Origin of the sequence: Frankia sp. KB5 (assembly GCF_002099325.1) — a bacterium.
Classification (GTDB): domain Bacteria; phylum Actinomycetota; class Actinomycetes; order Frankiales; family Frankiaceae; genus Frankia; species Frankia casuarinae.
Genome location: NZ_MRUJ01000085.1, coordinates 1 through 23,378, shown reverse-complemented (window position 1 = coordinate 23,378; position 23,378 = coordinate 1). Strand labels below are relative to the sequence as shown.

Here is a 23,378-nt window from a genome sequence, read left to right as displayed (position 1 = left end):
GGACGTAGCGGATGTGCGACTTATCGTTGCGGAATGCACGACGCTCTTCTGCCGGATCCCGCGCAGTGGCGGGTCCTGCCACCGGGCCTACGGCGGCTTCGACGGGCGCTCCTGATCGTGGGAGCCGTCCCGGTGGTGGCGCTCACCCTGCTGATCACGGCGGCGTTCGGCGGCTGGCCCTGGATACTGATCACGGTGGCGCCAATCCTCGTGACGGGCTGGCTCTGGCGCTCGATCGGCCTCCGCTGGCAGGCCTGGCGCTATGCCGAGCGGGAGGACGATCTCCTGATCAGCCGCGGGGTGCTGACGCGTCGCCTGATCGTGGTGCCGTATGGCCGGATGCAGCTCGTCGACGTCACCGCCGGACCACTGGCGCGCCGCTTCGGCATCGCCAAGGTGCAGCTGCACACCGCGGCCGCGGACAGCGATGCCATCATCCCCGGCCTGGCCCCGGACGAGGCCGCGCGGCTGCGTGACGCGCTCACCGAACGCGGTGAAGCCCGGTCGGCCGGGCTGTGACGATCGAGCGGGGGTCCACCACCGGCGAAGCGCCGGCTCGGGCGACACGCCCCGGCCAGGACGGGTTTCACCGGCTGYATCCGCTCACCCCGTTCCTGCGCGGCTGGGTAATCGTCGTGGCGTTCATGGCGACGGTCGGCAGAAACCTCGCCGACGACGTCACCCCCCRCATCATCGGGCTCACCCTGATCTTCCTGATTCCCGCCGCCGGCACCTACGGATACTGCGCCTGGCGATTCACCCGCTACCGGGTCGAACGCGACAATCTTCGGCTCGATACCGGGCTCTTGGTCCGACGGACCCGCCATGTCCGGCTGGATCGGTTACAGTCGGTGGACATCGCTCAACCACTTCTCGCCCGGGTCACGGGGCTCGCCATCCTCCGGATCGATCTCGCCGGTAGGGAACGCTCCGAACTGGACACCGACTCCGGGTCCGACCTGCGGTACCTGTCGGTGGGTCACGCCCAGCGGCTGCGGGCCGAGCTGCTGGCCACCGCCGCGGGACTCGCGCCGGACGTGGGCGAGGCACCGCAGCGCCCACTCGCCGAGGTGCCGCCACGGCGGTTGGTGGCCGCGATCGCGCTGTCCCCCGCGCCGTGGGTGGCGTTGTTCGGCGCGGCCGCGATCGCCACGCCCGCCCTGCTGACCGGTACCCTCACCGGCGCCCTCGGCGCCGTTCCGATGCTCGGCAGCCTCTGGCACACGACGTTTCGCCGGTTCGCGGCCGGCTACCCCTACACCGTCTCCGAGTCACCCGACGGGCTGCGCATCAACAGCGGTCTGCTCAACCGCACCCACGCCACGGTCCCGCCGGGACGGGTCCAGGCGATCAGCATCGGCGAACCGGCGCTGTGGCGCTGGTCGGGCTGGGTGACGCTCCGGATGAACGTGGCCGGCGGCGGGCCCTCCGTGCTGCTACCGGTGGCTCGCCGGGCGGATGCGCTGGCCCTGATCGGCCGGCTACTGCCCGGAGTGGATGTCGCGGCGGTGGCGATGACCCGGCCGCCACGCCGGGCCGCCTGGCTCGCCCCGCTCCACTGGCGGCGGCTGTCCTGCGGAGCGGACGACACGGTCTTCGTCGTACGCCGGGGAATCGTCCGGCGGCACACCGATCTCATCCCCCACGGTAAGGTGCAGAGCATCCGGATCGTGCAGAATCCGCTGGCCAGACTGCTACGGTTGGCCGACATGCACCTCGATACCACCGGCGGCCCGGTGACGGTGCGGGCCGGCCTGCGCGACGCCGACGAGGCGGTCTCGCTCGCCGCCGCACAGGCCGAACGATCCCGGATCGGTCGGCGCCACGCCGTACGGACCGCTGGATGAGCCGGGGCGCCGGGTAAACGGAGCCCCCGCCCTCAGCCGAACGTGGGGAACTCCGGCCCGAAGAGGGAACCCCACAGATTCACGGCCTCCTCGTGATCGCCGGCCTGTTCCGCGTCCACCGCCTTCGCCGAGTAGATCCGGGCGAGCCGGACACTCTCGGCCAACGCCTCGATGTCCTCGGCGCGTAGATACGACGACAGGTCCCCGCCGACGTCGGCCGGGTCGGCCACGGTGAGGCCGACATCGTCCAGATGCCGGAAGACCTCGGCGAGCCCCTGCCGGGTGTTGAGCCCGCGGCCGGCGAGGACCTGCCCGGCGAGCGCCTCGATGTGGAAGGAGCGCAGGTGGCTGCCGCGTACCCGGTTCCACGCCTTGAGCAGGCGGACCGCCGAGATCACCCGGGGGCCGAGGTCCGCCGTCCAGCTCGTGTGCCGCTCCGGCCGGGTCGGCAGCCAGCCACCGACCCGATCGGGTATGACGTACCCGGCACGCGGATGATCGAAGGCCGGCACCAGATGGACGTCCGGAGGGGCGTCGTAGACGATGCGCAGCGCCTGGCCGCGGCTACCGATCGTCTGGATTCGATCTCCGCCGATGGCGTTGCGCACGCAGAGCAGCAGGTCGCGGGAGTCCCAGCGGAAACGCTTCCAGGCGCTGTTGGCCGCCGAGAAGACCGCGAAGATGTCCACCTCGTCGAGCGGACGGATCATGGTGTCCCGACCCGCCGAGCCGATCGTGGCGACCCCGACCAGCGGCAGCGCGCAACGAGGCGGGAAGATCGCGCGCAGCGCCCGCTCCGCCTCGTCGCGGCGAGCCGCGACGACGGCACGGTCCTCGGCACCGAGACGGATCAGGTCGTCGAGTTTCGCGAAGGCACGCGCCGTGGTGCCGACCAGCAGCGGGCCCGTCAACGGACCCGTCAACGGACCGGTTGTCGGGTTGATCGGCGACGTCGAGCCGGCCGCGGCAGGCTCGGCGCGGGGGCCTCCCTCGGAGGGGAACAGAGCGTTGAGCGTCCCCGGCGCCGACTCCTTCGGCCGACGCCAGTCCGGCGGAATGATCAGATGATCGTACGTGACCTCGCTCGGCCGGACTCCGGCCGGTGTTCCCCGAGGGGTATCCACACTCATGGTGCTGACCTCCCAGGCGCAGGTGGCGCCGGACCGTTCGGGCTCCCCTCCCCGGGCACGCGACGGCCCTCCCACGGACCCCCACGGACGCCCCGCCCAGCTTCGGCCCGTCGGCCATTGGTCGCGACATCGCCTTACATGGTGCCCCAGGGCATCACAGTCTGAACAGGGGGCTGTCTGCGCGGCGTGTTCACCACTCTCCTCGTGACGGCGAAAAAATGAGCCGGGAGCTGTCACCCAGCCGACAACACAGCATGGTAACGGTACCGTCACAATGACCTTCCGCCACACCGCGAAAGGCGGCTGGACATGGGTTTTGCCCGTTCGGGCCGGATGACGGCCGAATCCGGACGGTACCGGAACGGTCGGCGGTGACTCGCGACGTCAGGCCCAGGCGAAGCCCGACGCCCGATAACGTTGCGTGACAAACCTCAATGGTCAACTTGGYGGCGGACGCAGCCAGATCCGCCACCAATCGGCGACCAACACACTCGTTGGCACGAACGAGGTCGCCTGCGCGAGACGCTTCCCCACGCTGTCCCCGCGCCGGATCCGCGTCTCCACCAGAGCGCCGCGGTATTCGAACCATCCCGCGACCGCGCGGATCGCCTCGGTGGCGTAGCCGCTGCGCCGGCAGCCGAGCGCGATCGACACCCCGACCACCACCCGCCGGCCGTGGGTCTCCGCCGCGAGCAGGCCCACCGCCGCCGATCCTGGCTGGCGACCCGGCTGGCGACGCAGCACCCAGGTCAGGACCATGTGGCCGGCGCTCGCCCGACGGCGTAGTTCGCGCCGCAGCGCCCCCGCCGGATCGTCGGGATCGGGCGCCCCCGCGGCAGGATCGGTCCCGACGATTCCGCCGAAGGGGCCGGATCCGTCACCGGAGGCGCCACGCGTGCCTGATCGCGGGGGGATGACCGTGAACGCCAGCGAGGGCGCGAGCTCCTCGGCGACGTATCCCGCGTTCCAAATGGTGAGCGGGAGTGCGAGTAGTCGGGAGGTGGTGAGTGTAGGGCCCTCACCCACGACGGGACGGCTCCCGGACCCCGAGCAGACCCCGTTCCCGGAGCCAGGACTCGGTGCGGTTCATGCCCTCGGGCAGCCGCACGACCGGCGACCATCCCGTCCGGGCCCGGATCTTCTCGATGGAGAGGCCCGCGTCGCGGGTCAGGGCGCGCACGGTGAGCGGACCGAGGTCCACCCGGGCGCGGGGATCGACTCCGGCCACCAGACGGGCACCTACACCGCGGATCAGGCCCGGTCCCCGCCGCGACGTCGCCGAGTTCACCGGAACGGCCGGGGCCGCCGGGGCCGCCGAGCCCGCTGGCCGCACCGAGGTCGTCGAGACCGCCGGGACCGGGTGGGTGGGGAGGGGTGGCGTCTCGGCCGCGGAATCGTCCACACCTCGCCTTCGGTAACCCTCCGCGAACGAACAGACACGATCAATCGCGTCGACCGCTCCGAAGACCCTGGCCGGTACGGAGCGGGGCGCCGCGATCGCGAGCATCTGACAGTAAAAGGTGAAGAAGTCGGCGGCAGACACCGACTCCCCCCCGGTCACGTGCAGCACCTCACCGGMGACCGCCGACCGGTCCGCACCGGCGACGGTGGTCACCGCCGTGACCACGTCGTCGACATGCACGGGGCTGAGCACACCCCAGYCGCCGTCGACGAGGACGAACCGCCCGGCCCGCATCAGCAGCACCGGCCAGAGGGTCCAGCGACCGGCCCGGGGACCGTAGGCATCCCCGATCCGTAGGACGGTCGCGCCGAGTCCGTGCGCAGCGGCCGACCCGACCGCCTGTTCCGCGGCGGCCATGGCGTCGGCGCGGACGTCGCCGGTCAGTCCGATCGGCGTGGTCTCGTCCAATGATCGGCCGACGGCTCGCGCGGGCCTGCGGTCCCCGGTCCCGCCGGGGACCGGGCCACTCGTCCGGGCAAGCACGTCCACGCAGGAGAGATGGACGAAGCGGTCGACCCCGGCCCGACCCGCGGCGTCGAGCAACGCCGCCGTGGCGCCGAGGGTCACCCGCCGGATCTCGGCGTCGGACACCCGTACCGGCGCTCCGGCTCGGCCGGGACGCACCGGGGTCAGTTCCGCGACGCCACCGGTCCCGATGGCGGCGGCATGGATCACCAGCTCCGTGCCGTAAAAGGCCTTCTCCCACTCACCGGGACGGCTGACGTCGGCCTGCATGACACCCGGCGCGCGCCGGATGTCGATGGCGACAACGTCGTCACCGCGCCGCCGCAGCGCGTGGGCCAGCGCTCCGCCGAGGAAGCCGGCCGCGCCGGTGACCACCGCCCGAACCAAGGTCGCTCCTCCTGCCAGGATCACCCTCGCCGACGGCGCTGCCGCGCGGCCCGCCGGCCCGTCCACCGGCTGGGTCCGCGGGTTTTACCACGCTCGCTGCCGTGCTCGCTGCCGTGCTCGCTGCCGTCGGCGACGACCCGACCCTACGGGATCGACTACTGATCAGGACCGGGACATCCCCGCGAGTCGGGAGGATCGAGGTCGGGTGCACCTCCCGGGATGCCACGGGCCGGTCGCGCCCGGCAGGTGGGCCGGCCCTCACGGCGTCCCGAAGTCCTGGGTCCAGTAGGTGCCGTACCTGCCGCCCGTCGCGTAGCCCACGCCGATCCGGGTCAGCGAGCAGGTGAGGATGTTCGATCGGTGCTCCGGGCTGTTCATCCATCCGCGCATCACCTCGGCCACGGTGCGCTGACCGGCGGCGATGTTCTCGGCGGCGATGGAGAAGGAGAAGCCGGCGGCGGCGATCCGGTCGAAGGGCGAGCGACCGTCCGGGCTGCCGTGGCCGAAATAGCCGACCGTGGCCATGTCGACGCTGTGTGCCTGGGCCGCGGCGGCCAACCGCAAGTCGACGATCAACGGAGGACAACCGGCCGCCCGGCGCTCGAAGTTGGTCGAGGTCGCGACCTGACCGACCAGGCTCATCCAGGAGGCCGGCAGGTACGGCGGGTGGGGGGATGCGACGGCCGGGGCCGACGCGGACGGAGCAGTCACCGGCGCGGCCAGGGCCAGAGCCGCCGCCCGCGCGGCGGCCAGCTGATCCGGACCGGCCGGGCGAGCGGTGGGCGGAGGCTCGGCCCCGGGTCCGGTCGGCGCACCCCGATCCGCGATCCGACCCGCGATCGACGTGGGGGGGACCCCGGCCGCCACCCCGACCACGCCCCGATCCGGCTGCGTGCCGGCGCGGCCGGCCAGGCGGTCACCGTCACGCGGTGCCGAATGACCACCCGCGAGCAGCACGACCGTCAGAACCGCGGTCAAGGCCCCTGCCGCGCTGCAGAGGACGGGGCCGGCGCGACGCCGTCCCGCATGGTGCCGCCCGTGCTGTCGAAGCATCGAATCCTTCGGTGGTCGGACCCCGACCGCGTACCTGGATCGATCAAGGTTAGCCGGCCATAGCCAGAAATTGCCATAGGAAAGGGAATTGATCGTCCAATGTGATCTGGTCGTAACGTCGTGGAGACTACCGGTCCACGGATCTCCCGGCATGATCCGGCGCCGCGGGGCACTGACGGACAACATCCCTGCGCTCCTCGCCCGCCCCCTCGGCGCTCCTCGCCCGACGCGGACTACCGCGGCCCCTGGTCGGGGAGCCGGCCCGATCGCCGGCRCAGCAGCTCGCCGGCGATCCCGGCGATGACGGAGATGACGATCACTACGAGCGCGATCCACACCGCCGCGTCCCGCAGCCCAGGAATGGCGGCCGCCGTATAGCCCAGAAGGATCAATCCGGTCCCCCAGACGAGCGCCCCGAGCACGRCCGCGATCAGAAAGCGGGACCATGACATCGCCACGGTCCCGGCGAGTACCGGCGCGAACGTCCTCGCCCACGGCACGAAGCGGGCCGCGACCAGGGTGATCGGCCCGAACCGCCGGTAGAATTCCTCCGTACGGGCCAGCACCGTGGCGTGCCTGCGTTCCAGGTACGGCCGGCCGAGACGATGCCCGGTGTAGTAGCCCGCCGCCGCCCCGACGGTGGCTGCCGCCGCGACCCCGATCGAGAGGACCGCGACGGACACGTTCGACGCCGCGTCCGCCGCCATCAGCCCGGCCGCGAAGAGAATGGTGTCACCCGGAAGCCAGAACCCGATCAGGATCCCGCTCTCGACGAAGATGACCGCGAAGAGGACGACGTACAGCGTCATCCCGGACAGGCTGCCGACGTCCACTCGACCAGTGTGCCGGCCCCTGGTCGGCACCCGCCGACCAAGTCGGCGGGGACCACATCGCGCGGATCCRCACCGCGCCGGCGACGTCAGCCGCATCCGACCCCGGGACGGGGCAAGGCGTCATACCCTTCGCCCATCAGGAGTCCACGGCGGGCTTCGGCCCGATCCGGCTGCCCTGCACCGCGGGTGCATGGCTGATCGGCGCCCCTACAGGTTCGTAAGGAGCCCCACCGATGCCCATCGCCACGCCAGACGTATATGCCGAGATGCTCGACCGGGCGAAGGCCCAGTCCTTCGCCTACCCCGCGATCAACGTGACCTCGTCGCAGTCCCTGAACGCCGCGCTGCGGGGCTTCACCGAAGCCGGCAGTGACGGCATCGTGCAGGTGTCCACCGGCGGTGCCGAGTACCTGTCCGGCTCGACGGTGAAGAACATGGTCCTCGGCGCGGAGGCACTGRCCGAGTTCGCCCACCACGTCGCGAAGGCGTATCCGGTCAACATCGCCCTGCACACCGACCACTGCCCGGCCGACAAGCTTGACACCTACATCCGCCCCTTGATCGCGATCTCGAAGAATCGGGTGGCCCAGGGACGCGAGCCGCTCTTCCAGTCGCACATGTGGGACGGCTCGGCGGTCCCCCTCGAGGAGAACCTCAAGATCGCCGAAGAACTACTCGCGGACGCCGCCGCCGCGAAGATCGTTCTCGAGGTCGAGATCGGGGTCGTCGGCGGCGAGGAGGACGGCGTCGTCGGCGCGATCGACGAGAAGCTCTACACGACGCCGGAGGACATGTGGCGGACGGCCGAGGTGCTCGGCACCGGCGCGAAGGGGCGCTACCTGCTCGCCGCCACCTTCGGCAACGTGCACGGTGTGTACAAGCCCGGAAACGTCAAGCTACGCCCGACGATTCTGCACGAAGGACAGGAGTACGTCGCCAGGAAGCTCGGGCTGCCAGCCGGCGCGAAGCCGTTCAACCTCGTCTTTCACGGCGGTAGCGGGTCGGCTCTCACCGAAATCCGCGAGACCCTCGACTACGGGGTGGTCAAGATGAACGTGGACACGGACACCCAGTACGCATTCACCCGCCCCATCGTGGACCACGTGTTCAAAAACTATGACGGCGTTCTCAAGGTGGACGGTGAGGTCGGCGTGAAGAAGGCGTACGACCCGCGTACCTACGGAAAGCTCGCGGAGARCAGCATGGCGGCCCGCGTCGCCCAGGCGTGTGAGGACCTCCGTTCCGCCGGCACCAGCCTCGGGCGGGCATAGTCGGGCCCAGGAGCGCACGCCGGCTGGCGGGATCGGTTCGTCGGATACCGGCCGCTTGTCCGCCGGCCGGCGGACAAGCGGACAGATAGCCGCCGGCCGCGAACGGGCAACCGAGCAACCGCCGCCGCTCGTCCGAGGACATTCTCCGGACCCCTCGGTCCGACCCTCTCCATCATTTCCGGCGGACGGAACGACCGGCACGCGGCGGACATCCGACCCGCCCCGGTCCGATGCACGACCCGCCGATTTCCCGTACTATGCCGGCCCGCGCGGTCCCCCGGTCGCTCCGACGGCTGGGGGACCACTGTTTAGCGGGCGCGRCATCCCGCTCCTCGCGTAACGCCGCCCCCGCCGGCAACCAGCAGGTTTCGGCCAAATGAGCGGACACGCACCGGACCTTCGGTAACCGTTCACCTACCGCCCCACCCCCAGGGAACCCCTTCGCCCACTGTGGTGATCCGACGGGCGCTTTTCACAGTCGGTGTCCGATTGAATCCGCCGTGTGCAAAAATCACAACGCCGCAAGTTACCGCCCGATTTCCGTTGTTTTTCTCACAAAAACAGGCTTCAATGGACGAAGCGTAGTATCAGGCCGATCACTCGCGTCRATCTCGTAGCAGGGCCGTCACGCCTTTGTCGACATGTCACGCATCTGGCCTGATGTGGGACTCTCCGCTCATCGTCGACCATCGGCAAACAGGGTGATCGGCCGAGCACAAATGCCTCCGCACGCCGTACCGCCAGGTTGATGAGCGGGCGCGCACGCGCGATACCAGGCCGCCAGTTCCTACTCAAGCAGGCGCGCCGAGTGTGCTCTTTTTCACGCACCCYATTCAATGCTTGGCGACTCGCCGGGCGGCGTGGTTATGGTTTTCGCCGTGCCCGGCAACAACGTCGGGCATTCGTCGGGCGGCACGCCGAATCCTGCCCCTGGCCGACGATTTCTCGAACCGGGCGGCAGGAACGGGGGACCCATCTCCGAGTATCGAAAGGATTCGATGYTCTCGGGGTGAAGCCATGTGCGACGACCACCCGGAAAGGTATTTCCGGTGCGGCTTCCGTCTCCAGGGATCCCTGGCACGGCCGGGCAGTTCCCAGCCCRAATCCGACAGCTCACCTCGCAGGCGTGGGGAAGGACCACAAGACATGTCCGACGCACGTATCAGTGGCCGACAATGCCGCGCCGGTACCCGCAGCCGGGCCCGGGCCCTCGTGGTCGCACCAGTACTCGCGGCGGCGGTGGGCGGYACCTTCGCGCTCAGCCAGCCGGCCGATGCGGCCACCACCTGGACGGGCCTGCGGCAGTGCGAGTCCGGCGGTGACTACACGACCAACACCGGCAACGCGTACTACGGCGCTTACCAGTTCTCCGCCAGCACTTGGCACAGCCTCGGCTACGGCGGTCTGCCGCACCAGGCTTCCCCGGCCGTCCAGGACGAGGCCGCGCTCAAGCTCGCCCGACGGTCCGGCTTCGGCCAGTGGCCGGCCTGTGGCCGCGGGATGGGCGCCGACCAGCTCGCGGGCGGCTCGTCGAGCTCCTCGGGCCAGGCCTCGCGCACGACGGAACGCCGCGAGCTGACGGTCAGCCCCATCTCCATGAGCACCCCCGTATTCACCCGTAACCTGACGACCGCACTGGCCAGGCAGGTACGTGACGACGTGCGGGCCTGGCAGGCCCGCGTCAACCATCTGGGCTATCCGATCACGATCGACGGCCRCTACGGACCACGCTCCGCCGCAGTCGCCCGCGCCCTGCAGGCCGCCAAGGGACTCGCCGTCGACGGCATCGTYGGCCCGGYGACCTGGCGGGCCACCTTCCGCTGATCCTCCCCATCAGCCCCATCAGCTCCATCAGCTGATCCATTCGCTCCGCCCCCGTGGCGGAGGGACGACCGCCGCGGGAACCGGACATCCCACCCCGGCGACACCGGTCAGGGGATCTCACCTCGACGACGGGCTGGCCCGACCTGTCTCCGGACGATCTCCGGTTGACGGCCCGTACGGGCCGGCCCGTACAACCCACCACCAGCATCACCAGGACCGCACCCTGACCGGCCTCCGGCAGGGCCGATCTTCGGCAGAGCCGATCTTCGGCAAGGCCGACGAGGAACAGCAGGACCAGCGAGCCACCTGCGGAACCTGTATGGAAGTGGCACGATTCGCGCGATCCTCACTGGTTACTCCGGACCACCCCGGTTTGCGCTCCATGAGCGGTTCTCGCTAGAGTGCCGCTCACTCGCCTCGTCGGCGAGGCCGCCCGGACGGACGCCGAGTCCTGCCCCCGTACGAGCGGCCGGAACGAACATCGACCACAGCGGGCAGGAGTGGGGGACCCACATTTCGGGCGCCGCAAGCGGCGTCCTTGGGGTAAAGCCGGTGCGTCCCGGCCCATGGTGGAGAGCGGTTCCCACCCGGGGTCGGATCCTCCGGCCGGGCCATCCCAGCCCGCACCCGACAGCTCACCCCGCAGGCGACGGGATTGGACTGACATGCCCTCTGGGCGTCGTGGCGGCAGACATCGAGCACCGCAGGCCCCATCGCCCGCCGGTCGCATCCTGCGCACCACCGGCGCGGTCACGRCCATCGTCGGCAGCGGCCTCGCGGTCACCGCGGCTCCGGCGGGCGCGGCCACCTCCGACGACTTCGCCAAGCTCCGCCAATGCGAGTCCGGCGGCAACTACGCGGTCAACACCGGCAACGGCTTCTCCGGTGCCTACCAGTTCGACGACCAGACCTGGCAYGGGCTCGGGTACTCCGGCCGCCCGTACCAGGCATCGCCCGCCACGCAGGACGAGGCGGCCGCGAAGCTCTACAACCAGCGGGGCTGGCAGCCATGGCCGTCCTGCTCGGTCAAGATGGGCCTGACCAACAACGGCCCGGCCAGTGTCCCGGGCGGCTCCGGTGACGTCATCCAGCAGGCCATCACCCCGGTGGAACCCCCCATGACGCTGGACCGGGCCCGCCGGGAGATGGGGGACGGCTCGTTCAGGGGCACGGTCCTCGACGCGTCCCTCAGCGACGACGTTCGCCCGGACGCCTTCGTCTGGCAGGACAGGATGCGTCAGAAGGGCTTCGTACTCACCGTCGACGGCAAGTTCGGACCGCAGTCGCAGGGCATCGCCGCGCTGTACTCGTACCTCACCCGGGTGAGCGACGGTCAACCCGGGGTCGTCGGCCAGAATCTGTGGAACGTCAGCGTCAGGGCCTGACCGACCGGTCACCGTGCGCGCAGGGCAAGCGCGTCCGGGGTGACCTCCATGACGTGTGCGGCCGGTCGTCGGGCAGGATGCACTCATGACGACGCCGTCCACCTCGGGAAAGCCCAACCTGCTCTCCGGTCCGCCGCCGACGCTCCTGCCCTCCGACGCGGCCGCGACCGATGCGCTGGTCGCCGGTGATCCGCCGGATGCCGTCGCCGCCCGGCTGCCCGCGTTCAGCGTGCCTTGGGCCGCGCTCGCCGAGCTCGCGCTCACCGGCGGACGACCCGTCGAGGCCTATGCCTACGCCCGCACGGGCTATCACCGCGGCCTCGACGCCCTGCGCCGCTCGGGCTGGAAGGGCAACGGGCCGATCCCCTGGTCACACGAACCCAACCGCGGGTTCCTGCGTTCGCTCGCCGCTCTCGGTCGGGCGGCCGCGGCCATCGGGGAGGCCGAGGAGGCCACCCGCTGCCGGACGTTCCTGGCCGACAGCGATTCCGTCGCTGCCAGTGAGCTCGGCTTCACCTGACAGTGAGTTCATCAGGCCGCGTCGGTGGTGGAGACCAGCGAGGATGCCGCAGCCGGCCCCACGACCCCGCCATCCCTAGTAACCTCGCCCGGTGCCTGCTCTTGTCCTCATCGGTGCCCAGTGGGGCGACGAGGGAAAAGGAAAGGCGACCGACCTCCTGGGCGGCGCCGTCGATTACGTCGTCCGGTACCAGGGTGGCAACAACGCCGGCCACACCGTGGTCATCGGGGCGGAGAGTTACGCGCTCCACCTGATTCCCAGTGGCATGCTGCGGGCCGACTGCGTTCCCGTGATCGGCAACGGGGTCGTCATCGACCCGGGCGTGCTGCTGGCCGAGATGGACGGGCTCACCGCCCGCGGCATCGACGTCTCCCGGCTCCTGATCAGCGCGAACGCCCATCTGATCATGCCCCATCACCGGGCGCTGGACCGGGTCATCGAGCGTTACCTGGGCAAGGCGCGGATCGGTACCACCGGTCGCGGCATCGGTCCCACCTACGGCGACAAGGTTGCCCGTACGGGCATCAGAGTGCAGGATCTCCTCGACCCGGGCATCTTCCACAWGAAGCTCGAACTGGTGCTACGGGAGAAGAACCAGGTCCTGGCCAAGGTCTACAACCGGCGCCGGATCGAGCTCGACGAGGTGGTCGAGGAGTACGCCGACTACGCGAAACGCCTGCAACCCCACATCGCCGACACCGGTCTGATCCTCGACCGGGCGCTGCGCGCGGGCAAGGTCGTGCTGCTCGAAGGCTCCCAGGGCACCCTCCTCGACGTCGACCACGGCACCTACCCGTTCGTCACGTCATCGAACCCGACCGCCGGCTACGCGGCCACCGGCGCCGGCATCGGCCCGACGAGGATCAGTCGGGTGATCGGCATCATCAAGGCCTACACGACCCGGGTCGGCGCCGGCCCCTTCCCCACCGAACTGGACGACAAGGTCGGAGAGGAGCTGCGCCGCATCGGCGGGGAGTTCGGCGTGACGACCGGCCGGGCGCGGCGCACCGGCTGGTTCGACGCCGTAATCGCCCGCTACGCGGTGCGGGTCAACGGCCTGACCGACCTTTTCCTCACCAAACTGGACGTCCTGTCGGGCTTCGACCGGGTGCCCATCTGCGTCGGCTACGACCTCGGCGGCGAACGGGTTGACGAGATGCCCATGACCCAGACCGAGTTCCACCACGCCAAGCCGATCTACACCGACCTGCCCGGCTGGCACGAGGACATCTCCGACGTCCGGTCGTTCGCCGACCTGCCCGGCGCCGCGAAGGACTACATCAGGGCGTTGGAGGAGTTCTCCGGCGCCCCGGTGTCGGCGGTCGGCGTCGGTCCCGGGCGGGACCAGACGCTCGTCATCAATGACCTGGTCTGAAACGACTGGTCCGGAACGGACCTGATCTGATCCCGCCCGGCGCGGGCCGAGATCCGGTCGGTTCCGGTTGCACCCGGAAGCATTACCGTCGACGCTTGGGYGGTCACGCAAAGCAATGACGTCCGGGGGTGGTGGCGGTGGCCGTTGTCAGGTCCCGGCCGTCGGATGACGATCCTTCCATCCCCGGGCGGACACCGCTGTCGCTGCCGGAACCGGCCGAAGCCCCGCAACCGGCCCGTTGGCCACCAGCCGTGAGACGCGGTTACCTGCACCCGACCGACTCCGACGCCTGGCCGGTCGGGTTCTCCCCCACCGGCGAGGCTCTGCCGCAGACCCTGACCGACGTGCTGCTGCGGGGCAGCCACRCCATCCGGAGCTCGAAGCGGGCCGAGGCACAGYGGCTCGAACGCGCCGCGGCCGTCGCCAGTCACGTCGACGCCCAGATCCGTGACTTCCTGGACTTCTGCGCGGCCGAACACCTGGTACCACCGGTCACGGTGCGGGCGACCCGCACCGCGCCGCACCGCGCGCCGGCGCGGTACCGTGCCGGGCGGCCGCTGCCCGCGCTGGACCTGAGCGAGGGCGGGGCGACACGGGCGACACGGGCGGTCACGGACCCGGCGGCCCGGGCCGACCCGGCGGATCGGGCGGACCGGGCGGATCGGGCGGACCGGGCGGACGCGGGTGAGGCGGCCGTTGACCCCGGTCGCCGCCGGCGTTGGCCGGGACGGCGGGAACGGCTGCAGGCGTGGCCGCTGCTGTACTGGCGCTGCGAGAACTTCCCGGCTGCGGGGCGGTCGCTGCACCTGTTCGTCGAACCGGGTGGGCGCGCCTTCGAAGGCCGCGACGATCCCGCCCCRCTGACCGTGCTCGGCCGGGAGGTCCGGGTCTGGCCGGTCGACGCCGCCGCCATCGTCGCGGGCATGGCCGAGGTGGACGCACGCCRCTGCGCGCTGCACCTGGTGCACGGCATGGCCCACCTGCTCTGGCGGTCGGGTGTCGGGCTGTAGTCGCTCAGCGCGGATCGTCCCAGGTGATCGGCCGGGAGTCACCGGCACCGACCGGGCACGACGCGCACGATGATCAGCACACCCGCTACTGTGGAACCGTGACCCGACCGAACTGCGACGACGCGATGCCCCAGACGGGGTTCGCCGGTTCGCGATGGCACCCGCGCCCGGTCCGGATCTCCGTCCCGGCGCCGCGCGCCAGGGACAACCGGTGACGGCCGCCACCGACCCTCGCGTCCCCCGCGCACGGCCGTGGCGGCGACGCGGCCCGCTCCGCCGGCATTACCGGGAATTCGCCGCCGCGCACCGGGCCGCTGCTTGCGTCGCGAGGTGAACTGATGAAGATTCTTGTTGTCGGCTCCGGCGGCCGTGAACACGCGCTGTGCCGGGCGCTCGCCCGCGATCCCCGGGTCGGCTCGCTGGTCTGCGCGCCCGGAAACGCCGGAACCGCCGAGCTCGCCGAGCCCCGCCCGCTCGACGTCGCTGACCCGGACGCCGTCGCCGACCTTGCTGAGGCGGTCGGCGCGGACCTCACCGTCATCGGTCCGGAGATGCCGTTGGTAACCGGGGCCGCCGACGAGATACGCGCCCGCGGTCTCGCGGTCTTCGGCCCGAGCGCGGCCGCGGCCCGGCTGGAGGGCAGCAAGGCGTTCGCCAAGGAGGTCATGCGCGCCGCCGGGGTGCCCACGGCGGCCTCTCGCGACCACACCGAGATCGAGCCCGCCCTGGCCGACCTGGAYGTCTTCGGGCCACCGTACGTGGTGAAGTACGACGGGCTCGCCGCCGGCAAGGGCGTCACGGTGACCGAGGATCGCGACGCGGCCGTCGCCGCGGTCCGCGCGAGCCTGCGCGGACCGGACGACCGGGTTGTCCTCGAGGAGTACCTCGACGGGCCCGAGGTCTCCCTGTTCGCCGTGGTGACCGAGTCCGGCGCGGTCCTCCCGATGCTGCCGGCGCAGGATCACAAACGGGTCGGCGACGGCGACACCGGCCCGAACACCGGGGGGATGGGCGCGTACACCCCGCTGCCCTGGGCCTCGCATGGCCTGCCGGCGAAGATCGTCACCACGGTGATCCGGCCGACGGTGGCCGAGATGGCCCGGCGCGGCACCCCGTTCACCGGTCTGCTCTACGCCGGGCTCGCGCTGACCACCCGCGGGCCGCGGGTGGTGGAGTTCAACGTGCGCTTCGGTGACCCCGAGGTGCAGGCCATCCTCGCCCTGCTCACGACGCCGTTGACGGACGTGCTCTCCGGCCGGCGGGCACCGGTGTGGCGCTCCGGCGCGGCGATCAGCGTCGTCGTCGCCGCGCACGGCTATCCGGCGGCCCCCAGGCTCGGCGACCCGATCCGCGGGCTCRCCGCCGCCGGCGCGCTGGCCGGCGTCGACATCCTGCACGCCGGTACCCGCAGGGAGCCGGATGGTCGGGTCGTCTCGGCCGGCGGCCGTGTGCTGTCCGTCACGGCCATCGGCTCCAACCTGGAGTCCGCGCGAGGATCGGCCTACGAGGCCGTCAGCCGCATCTCGCTGCCCGGCGCCCATTACCGCACCGACATCGGAGATCCGTCCCGGATGCGCCACGCGGCCGACGTCCGTCGAACGGACGTCGCGTCCGGCGAGGATCCCGCAGGACATAGAAAGAAGGAGTAGACCGTGTCGCAGAGCACCCCCGGGCCGGATCATCCCCAGGTGGCGATCGTCTTCGGATCACCGTCGGACACCCAGACCATGAGCAAGGCCGGCGCCACTCTGGAACGCTTCGGTGTGCCCTACGAGCAGGTGTCGCTGTCGGCGCACCGCGCGCCGCGCACCCTCGCCGACTACGTGGGTCAGCTACGGGCCCGCGACATCTCGGTGGTCATCGCCGGGGCAGGCCTGGCCGCCGCGCTGCCCGGCACCATTGCGGCCCTCACCACGCTGCCGGTAATCGGCGTGCCGATCTCCGGCGGGGCGCTGGACGGCATGGACTCGCTGCTCGCCATCGCGCAGATGCCGCCGGGCGTCCCGGTCGCGACCGTGGGTCTGAACAACTCGACGAACGCGGCGATCCTGGCGATCCAGATCCTGGCGCTGGCCGATCCCGATCTGGGGCTGAAGCTGGCCGCGTTCAAGGACGAGTTCGAGCAGGCCGCGGCGGACGGGCTGAGCGCGGCGGCCGCGGCCGGCAGCCAGCCATGATCGGCCGGTACACCCTGGCGGAGATGGGCCGGGTGTGGTCGGAGGCGCACAAGTACGAGCTGTGGTGTCGCGTCGAGGTGCTGGTCATGGAGGCGCACGCCGCCGCGGGCCGCATCCCCGCCGATTCCATCGAGCCGGTCCGGGCCGCCCCCGCTCCGACGCCCGAAGCCGTCGCCGAGGTGGAGGCCGTCACCCAGCATGACGTCATCGCCTTCCTGACCGCCTGGGCCGACCGCACCGAACCCCGGTCCGCCGCCGCCTACGTGCACTTCGGCATGACCTCCTCCGACCTGCTCGACACGGCGCTCGCGCTGCAGCTGGTCGAGTCGACCGACCTGCTGCTCGCCCGGGCGGACATTCTCGTCGCCGCGCTGCGCGACCTCGGCCTGGCCCACCGGAACACCCTGCGGGTCGGCCGGACGCACGGCATCCACGGCGAGCCGACGGTGTTCGGGCACCGCGTCGCGGACCTGGCGTTCGGGCTCGCCCGCTGCCGCGACCGGCTGCGCGCGGCCCGCGCGGACGTGGCCGTCGCCAAGATCTCCGGCGCGGTCGGGACGTACTCCAACATCGACCCCGACGTCGAGGCCTACGTGGCCGACAAGCTGGGCCTCACCGCGGCCCCGGTGGCCACCCAGGTCGTGCTGCGCGACGGCATCGCCTCCTGGGTCGCGGCGCTGGCCGGGCTCGCGACCGTCTGCGAGGCGGTCGCCCTGGAGGTCCGGCACGGCCAGCGCACGGAGGTCCGGGAGCTGTCCGAGCCGTTCGGCTCCGGGCAGAAGGGCTCCTCCGCGATGCCCCACAAGAAGAACCCGATCATGTCGGAGCGCATCGCCGGGCTCGCCCGGATCGTCCGGGCGCAGTACGTCCCGGTGCTGGAGGGCGTGCCGCTGTGGCACGAGCGCGACATCTCCCACTCCTCCACCGAGCGCATCGCGCTGCCGGATGCCGCCACCGGCGTCGACTACCTGCTGCACCTGACGACCCGGCTGGTCACCGGGCTGGTCGTGGACACCGCACGGATGCGGGCGAACCTCGATGCCACGGGCGGGCTGGTCTACACCTCGGCGGTGCTGCTCGAACTCGTCGAGACGGGGCTGTCCCGCGAGGACGCCTACGCTGTCACCCAGGCGGCGGCGATGGAGACCTGGCAGACCGGCGTGCCGTTTTGGGAAACGCTGCGCAAGCACGCCGGCGACCGCGGCCTGCCCCTGGACGAGGCCAGGCTCAACGAGGTGAGCCGGCCCGAGCGCTACACCGAGCGCCTCGGCTCGGTCTTCGACGCCCTGGCGGCCCTCACCTGACCCGCACCCCCGCACCTGACCCGCCGCGCAGCCGCGCAGGCATGGCGCGGTGCCCCGGCCGGCAGGTGCTGTTGTTCTCCCTGGGTACGGTCTGTCTATGCCGCTGACACATGAGGAATTCGCCGGACTCACCCACCTGGGTTCGGGCAAGGTCCGGGAGCTGTTCGCGGTCGGGGACGACGCCGTGCTGCTGGTCGCCAGCGACCGCATCTCGGCGTTCGACGTGGTCCTACCGACCGAGATTCCCGACAAGGGAGCCGTTCTCACCGGGCTTTCGCTGTGGTGGTTCGACCARCTCGCCGACCTGGTCCCGTCCCACGTCGTCAGTTCGAACGTCGACGAGTACCCGGCCGAGCTCACTCCGTACACGGAGCAGCTGCGTGGCCGGTCGATGCTGTGCCGACGCCTGAACATGGTGCAGATCKAGTGCGTCGCCCGTGGTTATCTGACCGGCAGCGGGCTGAAGGACTACCAGCGCACCGGCGCGGTCAGCGGGCATCCCCTACCCACCGGGCTGGTGGACGGCAGCAAGCTGCCGGCACCGATCTACACGCCGTCCACGAAGGCGCCGATCGGTGAGCACGACGAGAACATCAGCCGGGCCGACGCGGCCGGCCGGATCGGCACCGAGCTTGYCGCCGAGCTCGAGCGGCTGACCCTGCAGATCTTCGGCCGGGCCAGTGTCCTCGCAGCCGAGCGCGGCATCCTGCTCGCTGACACCAAGTTCGAGTTCGGTCATGACACCCAGGGCACGCTGCGGCTCGCCGACGAGGTCCTGACCCCTGACTCGTCCCGGTTCTGGCCGGAGGACACCTGGCGGCCCGGGGCCTCCCAGCCGTCCTTCGACAAGCAGTACATCCGTGACTATCTGRCGAGTACCGGCTGGGACAGGACCGCGCCGGGGCCGGAGCTGCCCGCGGACGTTGTCGAGGCGACCCGGGCCCGTTACGTGGAGGCCTACGAGCGGCTGACCGGCATCTCCTTCAAGGACTACCTGTCCACCGTCTGACCGCGCTCGCACCGCGAACAACACGAGAAGTTATCTTCTGGGTACTATAAGTTCATCTTAGGTTCTCTCCTAGAAGGAGATCGAGATATCGAGAGAGGTGAGCTGCCATGGCCACGAAGACGGACACCCCGCCACGGGCACGGCCACAGCCGCACCGGGAGGACACGGACACCTCTGCCCCTGAGCGGGACCAGCAGCAGCCGGCCGCGCCCACGGGCCCCGAGCGGTCGTCTGGCACACGCACCTTCACGGTCCGGGCACCRCTACTCACGTCGCGGTTCGAGGTTGGACGAGGTACGAGCATGCAGTGGCCGTCACTGGGCAAGAGCGCCTACTACCTGGGACTCGGCGGGCTCGCCGCGGCCTCAATCATCGAATGGCCGGTCGCGGCGGCGATCGCCGCCGGCACCTACGTCGCGCAGCACACCCGCCCAGGAGCCCCCACGCCCTCCTCCCCCGAGGAGGCCGAGGCCCCTGAGCGGGCTGAGCCCACGCACGCCGGGGCCTGAACTCCGGTGGACTCGCCGCCCCCACGAAGTGGCGCATAACGTCATAAAGCAACAAATTGCACCTTCCGGCGTGAGCAGAGGGCTTCGTTCGGGACGATCGCCCGAACGAAGCCCAGCTCACAGGGGAGGGCGGCAACCATTGCAGCCGAGTTACAGTTGCCAACGACGTCCGGTACCCCATCCGAGGACTGGAACGGATCATGACTACTGTTTCCTCCACCACGCCCGGCCGCCCATCGACGGAATCCCGCGATCAGGCGGCCACCGCCACGGTCCCCTCCGCAAGGAGCATTGCCCCCTCCGCCCGGCCCAGCACGCTCCCCGGCTCGTCCCGTCCCGTCCTGGCCAGAGACCGGGCCGAGCTGCGCGCCGGGCTCGCCGCGCTCGACCGGCAGGCCAACATCGCCCGGCGGGGTGAGGGCGGTCCGCCCGCRCCGGACGACGCGCCCACTCGGGCGGCAGCCGGGCACCCGCGCCCGACCAGGGCCGTCGTCATGACAATGGGAGCGCTGCACGAGGGCCACGCCTCGCTGTTGCGCGCCGCCCGGGCCCAGGCGGACCAGGTGGTTGCCACGATCTACGTTAATCCGCTGCAGTTCGGCGCGGGTGAGGATCTCGACCGGTACCCGCGCACCCTGRCCGCCGATCTCGACGTGTGCGCGGGGGAGGGGGTCGATCTCGTCTTCGTCCCCCGGGCGATCCACGACCCGCCGCCGCTCGTCCGGTTGCAGGCCGGGCCGCTCGGTGAGCTGCTTGAAGGCGCCGCCCGTCCGGGCCATTTCGATGGGATGCTGACCCTGGTGGGGACCATGCTCCACCTGGTCCGTCCGGACCTGGCGTTCTTCGGGCGCARGGACGCCCAGCAGCTGGTCTGCATCCGCCGGATGGTCGCGGACCTCGCCTTCGACGTCACCGTGATCGGCGTGGAGACCGTGCGCGAGCCCGACGGCCTCGCGATGTCGAGCCGGAACGTCTACCTGACCCCCGACCAGCGGCGCAGCGCGCTCGCGCTGTCCCGAGCGCTCGCCGCCGGGGCACGGGCCCAGGCGGGCGGGCGGGACACCGTGCTCGCGACCGCGCGGGAGGTTCTRGCCGCCGCGGACGGGGTGGACGTGGACTACCTCGCCCTGGYCAGCCCCGACGATCTACGTCCGGTCCGGAGCGGTCCCGCCCTGCTACTCGTCGCCGCCCGGGTGGGCACCACCCGCCTGATCGACAACATCGATCTCGTCCTGCCTCCGGAATCCCCGGCGCCGGCCCCCACCGGAACTCCGGCATCAGCCGGATCCCCCGCCGTCACCCCCCGACCGGACCGTCCCGCCGACCGCGATCACCCGGGAGCCTGACCGTGTTGCGCACCATGCTCACCGCCAAGATCCACCGTGCCACGGTCACCCAGGCCGATCTGCACTACGTGGGCTCCGTGACGATCGACGCGGACCTGCTGGCCGCCGCCGACCTGCTGCCTGGCGAGCAGGTCACGATCGTCGACATCAACAACGGCGCCCGGCTGGAGACGTACGCCATCGCGGGACCGGCGGGAAGCGGGATCATCGGTATTAACGGTGCCGCGGCGCRCCTGGTCCAGCCGGGCGACCTAGTGATCATCATTGCGTACGGGCTCATGGACGACGCTGAGGCGCGCCGGYACGTCCCGAAGGTGCTGTTCGTCGACGCGGCAAACCGGATCATCGGGCACGGCGACGACCCGGCCGAACCGCTCCCCGGCGACCCRTCGAGCCTGCGTGGCGACATCCCGGTCGACATCCCGGTACCCACAGCCGCGGCGGCGGTCCGATCGGCCATGGCTACGCAGTGACCGTGCTACCTTGCCGGCTCGGCGCGCCCCGCCCGGGATGGATGCGCGCCGCGGACGTCGTCGTCATCGGTTCGGGCATCGCCGGGCTCACGACGGTCCTGCACCTGCGCCGGGCGCTGCCCGCCGCCCGGGTGCTGCTGGTGACCAAGGCGCACCTCGACGCCGGGTCGACCCGGTGGGCGCAGGGTGGGATCGCCGCCGCGCTCGCCGCGGAGGACTCGCCCGATGATCATCTTGCCGACACCCTGGTCGCCGGCGTCGGGCTGTGCGACGAGGACGCAGCCCGAGTGCTGGTCCGCGACGGACCGGCGCGGGTGCGTGAGCTCGCCGAGCTCGGCGCCCGGTTCGATCGGACCACCGACGGCTCGTTCGCCCTCACTCGGGAGGGCGGCCATCTGCGCAACCGCATCATCCATGCGGGTGGGGACGCCACCGGCCTGGAGGTGGAACGCGCCCTGATCACCGCCGTCCGGGCCGATGAGAGCATCGAGGTCATCGAACACGCCCTGGTCCTCGACCTGCTGCTCGACTCCGACGGCCGGGCCGCCGGCGCCACCCTGCACGTGCTGGGGGAGGGCAGCCGGGACGGCGTCGGCGCGGTGACGGCGGGCGCGGTGGTCCTGGCGACCGGCGGGATGGGGCAGATCTTCGCGTCGACGACCAATCCCGGCGTCTCCACCGGGGACGGGGTGGCGCTGGCTCTGCGCGCGGGCGCCGTCGTCGCGGACCTGGAGTTCGTCCAGTTCCACCCGACCGCCCTGTGGCTACCCCCGTCCAGGCCGGGCGCCGTCGCCGAACTGCTCGGGGGCCAGCAGCCACTGGTCAGCGAGGCCATGCGGGGGGAGGGTGCCGTTCTCGTCGACGCGGCCGGCGAACGGGTGATGGCGGGCGTCCATCGGCTGGCCGACCTCGCGCCGCGCGACGTCGTCGCCAAGCAGATGTCGCGGGTCATGGCGGCCCAGGGGGTCGATCACCTGTTCCTGGACGCCCGGGGGCTGGGCGCGGCGACCATCGAGCGGCGGTTTCCCTCGATCACCGCGCGCTGCCGGTCCGCCGGCATCGATCCGGTCGCCAGGCCGATCCCCGTCGCGCCGGCCGCCCACTACGCCAGCGGCGGGGTGCGCACGGATCTGTGGGGCCGCACGAGCGTGGCCGGCCTGTACGCCTGCGGGGAGGTGGCCTGCACCGGGGTGCACGGCGCCAACCGGCTCGCGTCGAACAGCCTGCTGGAGGGGCTGGTCTTCGCCGCACGCATCGCGGAGCACCTGGCCGGCACAGCGCCCGGCGGCCGGCACCGCGTCGCCATCCCCGCCGCGCCGGTGGTCGGTCGCGGCAGTGGTCTGACCGACCCCGCCGAACGCGCGGAGCTCGCGCGCGCGATGACCGACGGTGCCGGGGTGCTGCGCAGCGCGGACAGCCTGCGGGCGACGGCGAAGGTACTGGCCGGTCTCGGGGACCTGCGGGTCAGCGGGGCGACGGTCACGGCCGGGCCGCCGGCCTGGGAGATGACCAACCTGCGCACGGTTGCGACGGCCCTCGCCGCCGCCGCCGCCAGCCGGACGGAGACCCGCGGGTCCCATTGGCGAGAGGACTTCGGTGAGCGGGACGACGAACACTGGCTCGGCCGGATCCTCACCCGGCTCAATCCAGAAGGGGAACTGATCGTGGACGTCGAGCCCATGCGCGGCTCGCGGTGAGCGGTTCCGCGCCCGGCTCCGTCTGCGGGCCCGGTTCCGCCGGTGTGCCCGGCGGACGGCTCTCGCCCGCCACCCGCAGTGCCCTCGCCTCGGCCGGCCTCGACCCGGACGGGGTGGTGGCCCTGGTCGGCCGCGCGCTCGTGGAGGACCTCCCGGTCTGGGAGGAGAACGAGGTGACCGGCCAGATCGGCGCGGTCGACGCGACCTCCGAGGCGACGGTCGACCCCGCTCTCGTCGGGCACGGCGCCATCGTCTCGCGGGCCGCGGGCGTCGTCGCCGGCCTGCCGGTCGCCGCCGCCGT

General features: G+C 71.5%; 21 protein-coding genes, 1 pseudogene and 2 riboswitches. Of the genes and pseudogenes, 17 read left to right on the top strand and 5 right to left on the bottom strand.

Translation table 11 applies throughout. The annotated features are described in order from the left end of the window. Positions 1-33 precede the first annotated feature (33 nt). Positions 34-519, top strand: coding sequence for a PH domain-containing protein (locus KBI5_RS09970; RefSeq protein WP_011438711.1), 486 nt, complete (start codon positions 34-36; stop codon positions 517-519). Beyond that, positions 516-1,847 carry a PH domain-containing protein gene (locus KBI5_RS09965; RefSeq protein ID WP_116289887.1) on the top strand — a complete coding sequence of 444 codons (1,332 nt, stop codon included), beginning with the start codon at positions 516-518 and terminating at the stop codon, positions 1,845-1,847. Before KBI5_RS09970 ends, KBI5_RS09965 begins: the two co-directional genes overlap by 4 nt. Positions 1,848-1,879: 32 nt before the next feature. Here the strand turns inward: KBI5_RS09965 and KBI5_RS09960 are convergent, their stop codons facing one another. From KBI5_RS09960 to KBI5_RS09940, 5 genes are all read right to left on the bottom strand, one after another. Next, on the bottom strand, positions 1,880-2,977 hold the full coding sequence (locus KBI5_RS09960) for a nucleotidyltransferase (protein ID WP_011438713.1): 1,098 nt from the start codon (positions 2,975-2,977) through the stop codon (positions 1,880-1,882). A 438-nt stretch (positions 2,978-3,415) separates the two neighbouring features. Next, positions 3,416-4,003, bottom strand: coding sequence for a GNAT family N-acetyltransferase (locus KBI5_RS09955; protein ID WP_085015083.1), 588 nt, complete (start codon positions 4,001-4,003; stop codon positions 3,416-3,418). After that, positions 3,996-5,291, bottom strand: a complete 1,296-nt coding sequence (locus KBI5_RS09950; RefSeq protein WP_085015082.1) for an NAD-dependent epimerase/dehydratase family protein — start codon at positions 5,289-5,291, stop codon at positions 3,996-3,998. Before KBI5_RS09950 ends, KBI5_RS09955 begins: the two co-directional genes overlap by 8 nt. A gap of 258 nt (positions 5,292-5,549) precedes the next feature. After that, positions 5,550-6,269, bottom strand: coding sequence for a CAP domain-containing protein (locus KBI5_RS09945; RefSeq protein WP_051623767.1), 720 nt, complete (start codon positions 6,267-6,269; stop codon positions 5,550-5,552). A 308-nt stretch (positions 6,270-6,577) separates the two neighbouring features. Beyond that, entirely contained in the window at positions 6,578-7,177 is a 600-nt protein-coding gene (locus KBI5_RS09940) for a DedA family protein (protein ID WP_116289886.1), read from the bottom strand. A gap of 233 nt (positions 7,178-7,410) precedes the next feature. Here KBI5_RS09940 and fbaA point away from each other — a divergent pair, with 233 nt between their 5' ends. From fbaA to KBI5_RS09860, 15 genes and pseudogenes are all read left to right on the top strand, one after another. Further along, positions 7,411-8,448 (top strand): class II fructose-bisphosphate aldolase, encoded by a 1,038-nt coding sequence (fbaA, locus tag KBI5_RS09935; RefSeq protein WP_085015080.1) that lies wholly within the window; start codon positions 7,411-7,413, stop codon positions 8,446-8,448. Between the two features lie 905 nt (positions 8,449-9,353). Continuing rightward, positions 9,354-9,588, top strand: a riboswitch (cyclic di-AMP (ydaO/yuaA leader). A 6-nt stretch (positions 9,589-9,594) separates the two neighbouring features. Further along, positions 9,595-10,272: a transglycosylase family protein gene (locus tag KBI5_RS09930; protein WP_085015079.1), complete on the top strand. Its 678-nt coding sequence runs from the start codon at positions 9,595-9,597 to the stop codon at positions 10,270-10,272. A gap of 472 nt (positions 10,273-10,744) precedes the next feature. Further along, a riboswitch (cyclic di-AMP (ydaO/yuaA leader) is annotated at positions 10,745-10,935 on the top strand. Between the two features lie 2 nt (positions 10,936-10,937). Then, entirely contained in the window at positions 10,938-11,657 is a 720-nt protein-coding gene (locus KBI5_RS09925) for a transglycosylase family protein (protein ID WP_085015078.1), read from the top strand. Between the two features lie 85 nt (positions 11,658-11,742). Continuing rightward, positions 11,743-12,177 carry a DUF3151 domain-containing protein gene (locus tag KBI5_RS09920; RefSeq protein WP_023840671.1) on the top strand — a complete coding sequence of 145 codons (435 nt, stop codon included), beginning with the start codon at positions 11,743-11,745 and terminating at the stop codon, positions 12,175-12,177. Positions 12,178-12,268: 91 nt separating this feature from the next. Next, positions 12,269-13,552 carry an adenylosuccinate synthase gene (locus tag KBI5_RS09915; RefSeq protein WP_085015077.1) on the top strand — a complete coding sequence of 428 codons (1,284 nt, stop codon included), beginning with the start codon at positions 12,269-12,271 and terminating at the stop codon, positions 13,550-13,552. Positions 13,553-13,731: 179 nt separating this feature from the next. Further along, complete coding sequence (locus KBI5_RS09910) at positions 13,732-14,562, top strand: hypothetical protein (protein WP_241882790.1); 831 nt, start codon at positions 13,732-13,734, stop codon at positions 14,560-14,562. Positions 14,563-14,900: 338 nt separating this feature from the next. Further along, the gene (purD, locus tag KBI5_RS09900) at positions 14,901-16,211 is read left to right on the top strand and encodes a phosphoribosylamine--glycine ligase (protein WP_085015075.1); all 1,311 of its coding nucleotides are present in this window, start codon (positions 14,901-14,903) and stop codon (positions 16,209-16,211) included. Between the two features lie 3 nt (positions 16,212-16,214). After that, the gene (gene purE, locus KBI5_RS09895; RefSeq protein WP_011438725.1) at positions 16,215-16,739 is read left to right on the top strand and encodes a 5-(carboxyamino)imidazole ribonucleotide mutase; all 525 of its coding nucleotides are present in this window, start codon (positions 16,215-16,217) and stop codon (positions 16,737-16,739) included. Beyond that, a complete protein-coding gene (purB, locus tag KBI5_RS09890; protein ID WP_011438726.1) occupies positions 16,736-18,043 on the top strand; it encodes an adenylosuccinate lyase in 1,308 nt (435 codons plus the stop codon). The genes purE and purB overlap by 4 nt, the downstream gene beginning before the upstream one ends. A 97-nt stretch (positions 18,044-18,140) precedes the next feature. After that, positions 18,141-19,052 carry a phosphoribosylaminoimidazolesuccinocarboxamide synthase gene (locus tag KBI5_RS09885; protein WP_085015074.1) on the top strand — a complete coding sequence of 304 codons (912 nt, stop codon included), beginning with the start codon at positions 18,141-18,143 and terminating at the stop codon, positions 19,050-19,052. Positions 19,053-19,354: 302 nt separating this feature from the next. Continuing rightward, complete coding sequence (locus tag KBI5_RS25855) at positions 19,355-19,561, top strand: hypothetical protein (RefSeq protein WP_133056995.1); 207 nt, start codon at positions 19,355-19,357, stop codon at positions 19,559-19,561. Positions 19,562-19,761: 200 nt separating this feature from the next. Next, positions 19,762-20,907 carry a pantoate--beta-alanine ligase gene (gene panC / locus KBI5_RS09875; protein ID WP_085015073.1) on the top strand — a complete coding sequence of 382 codons (1,146 nt, stop codon included), beginning with the start codon at positions 19,762-19,764 and terminating at the stop codon, positions 20,905-20,907. A gap of 2 nt (positions 20,908-20,909) precedes the next feature. Further along, on the top strand, positions 20,910-21,380 hold the full coding sequence (gene panD / locus KBI5_RS09870; protein WP_085015072.1) for an aspartate 1-decarboxylase: 471 nt from the start codon (positions 20,910-20,912) through the stop codon (positions 21,378-21,380). Then, positions 21,377-23,077 (top strand): L-aspartate oxidase, encoded by a 1,701-nt coding sequence (locus KBI5_RS09865; protein ID WP_011438731.1) that lies wholly within the window; start codon positions 21,377-21,379, stop codon positions 23,075-23,077. The genes panD and KBI5_RS09865 overlap by 4 nt, the downstream gene beginning before the upstream one ends. After that, a pseudogene (locus tag KBI5_RS09860) lies at positions 23,074-23,378 on the top strand (nicotinate-nucleotide diphosphorylase (carboxylating)); the annotation flags it as partial. The gene KBI5_RS09865 and the pseudogene KBI5_RS09860, both read left to right, overlap by 4 nt.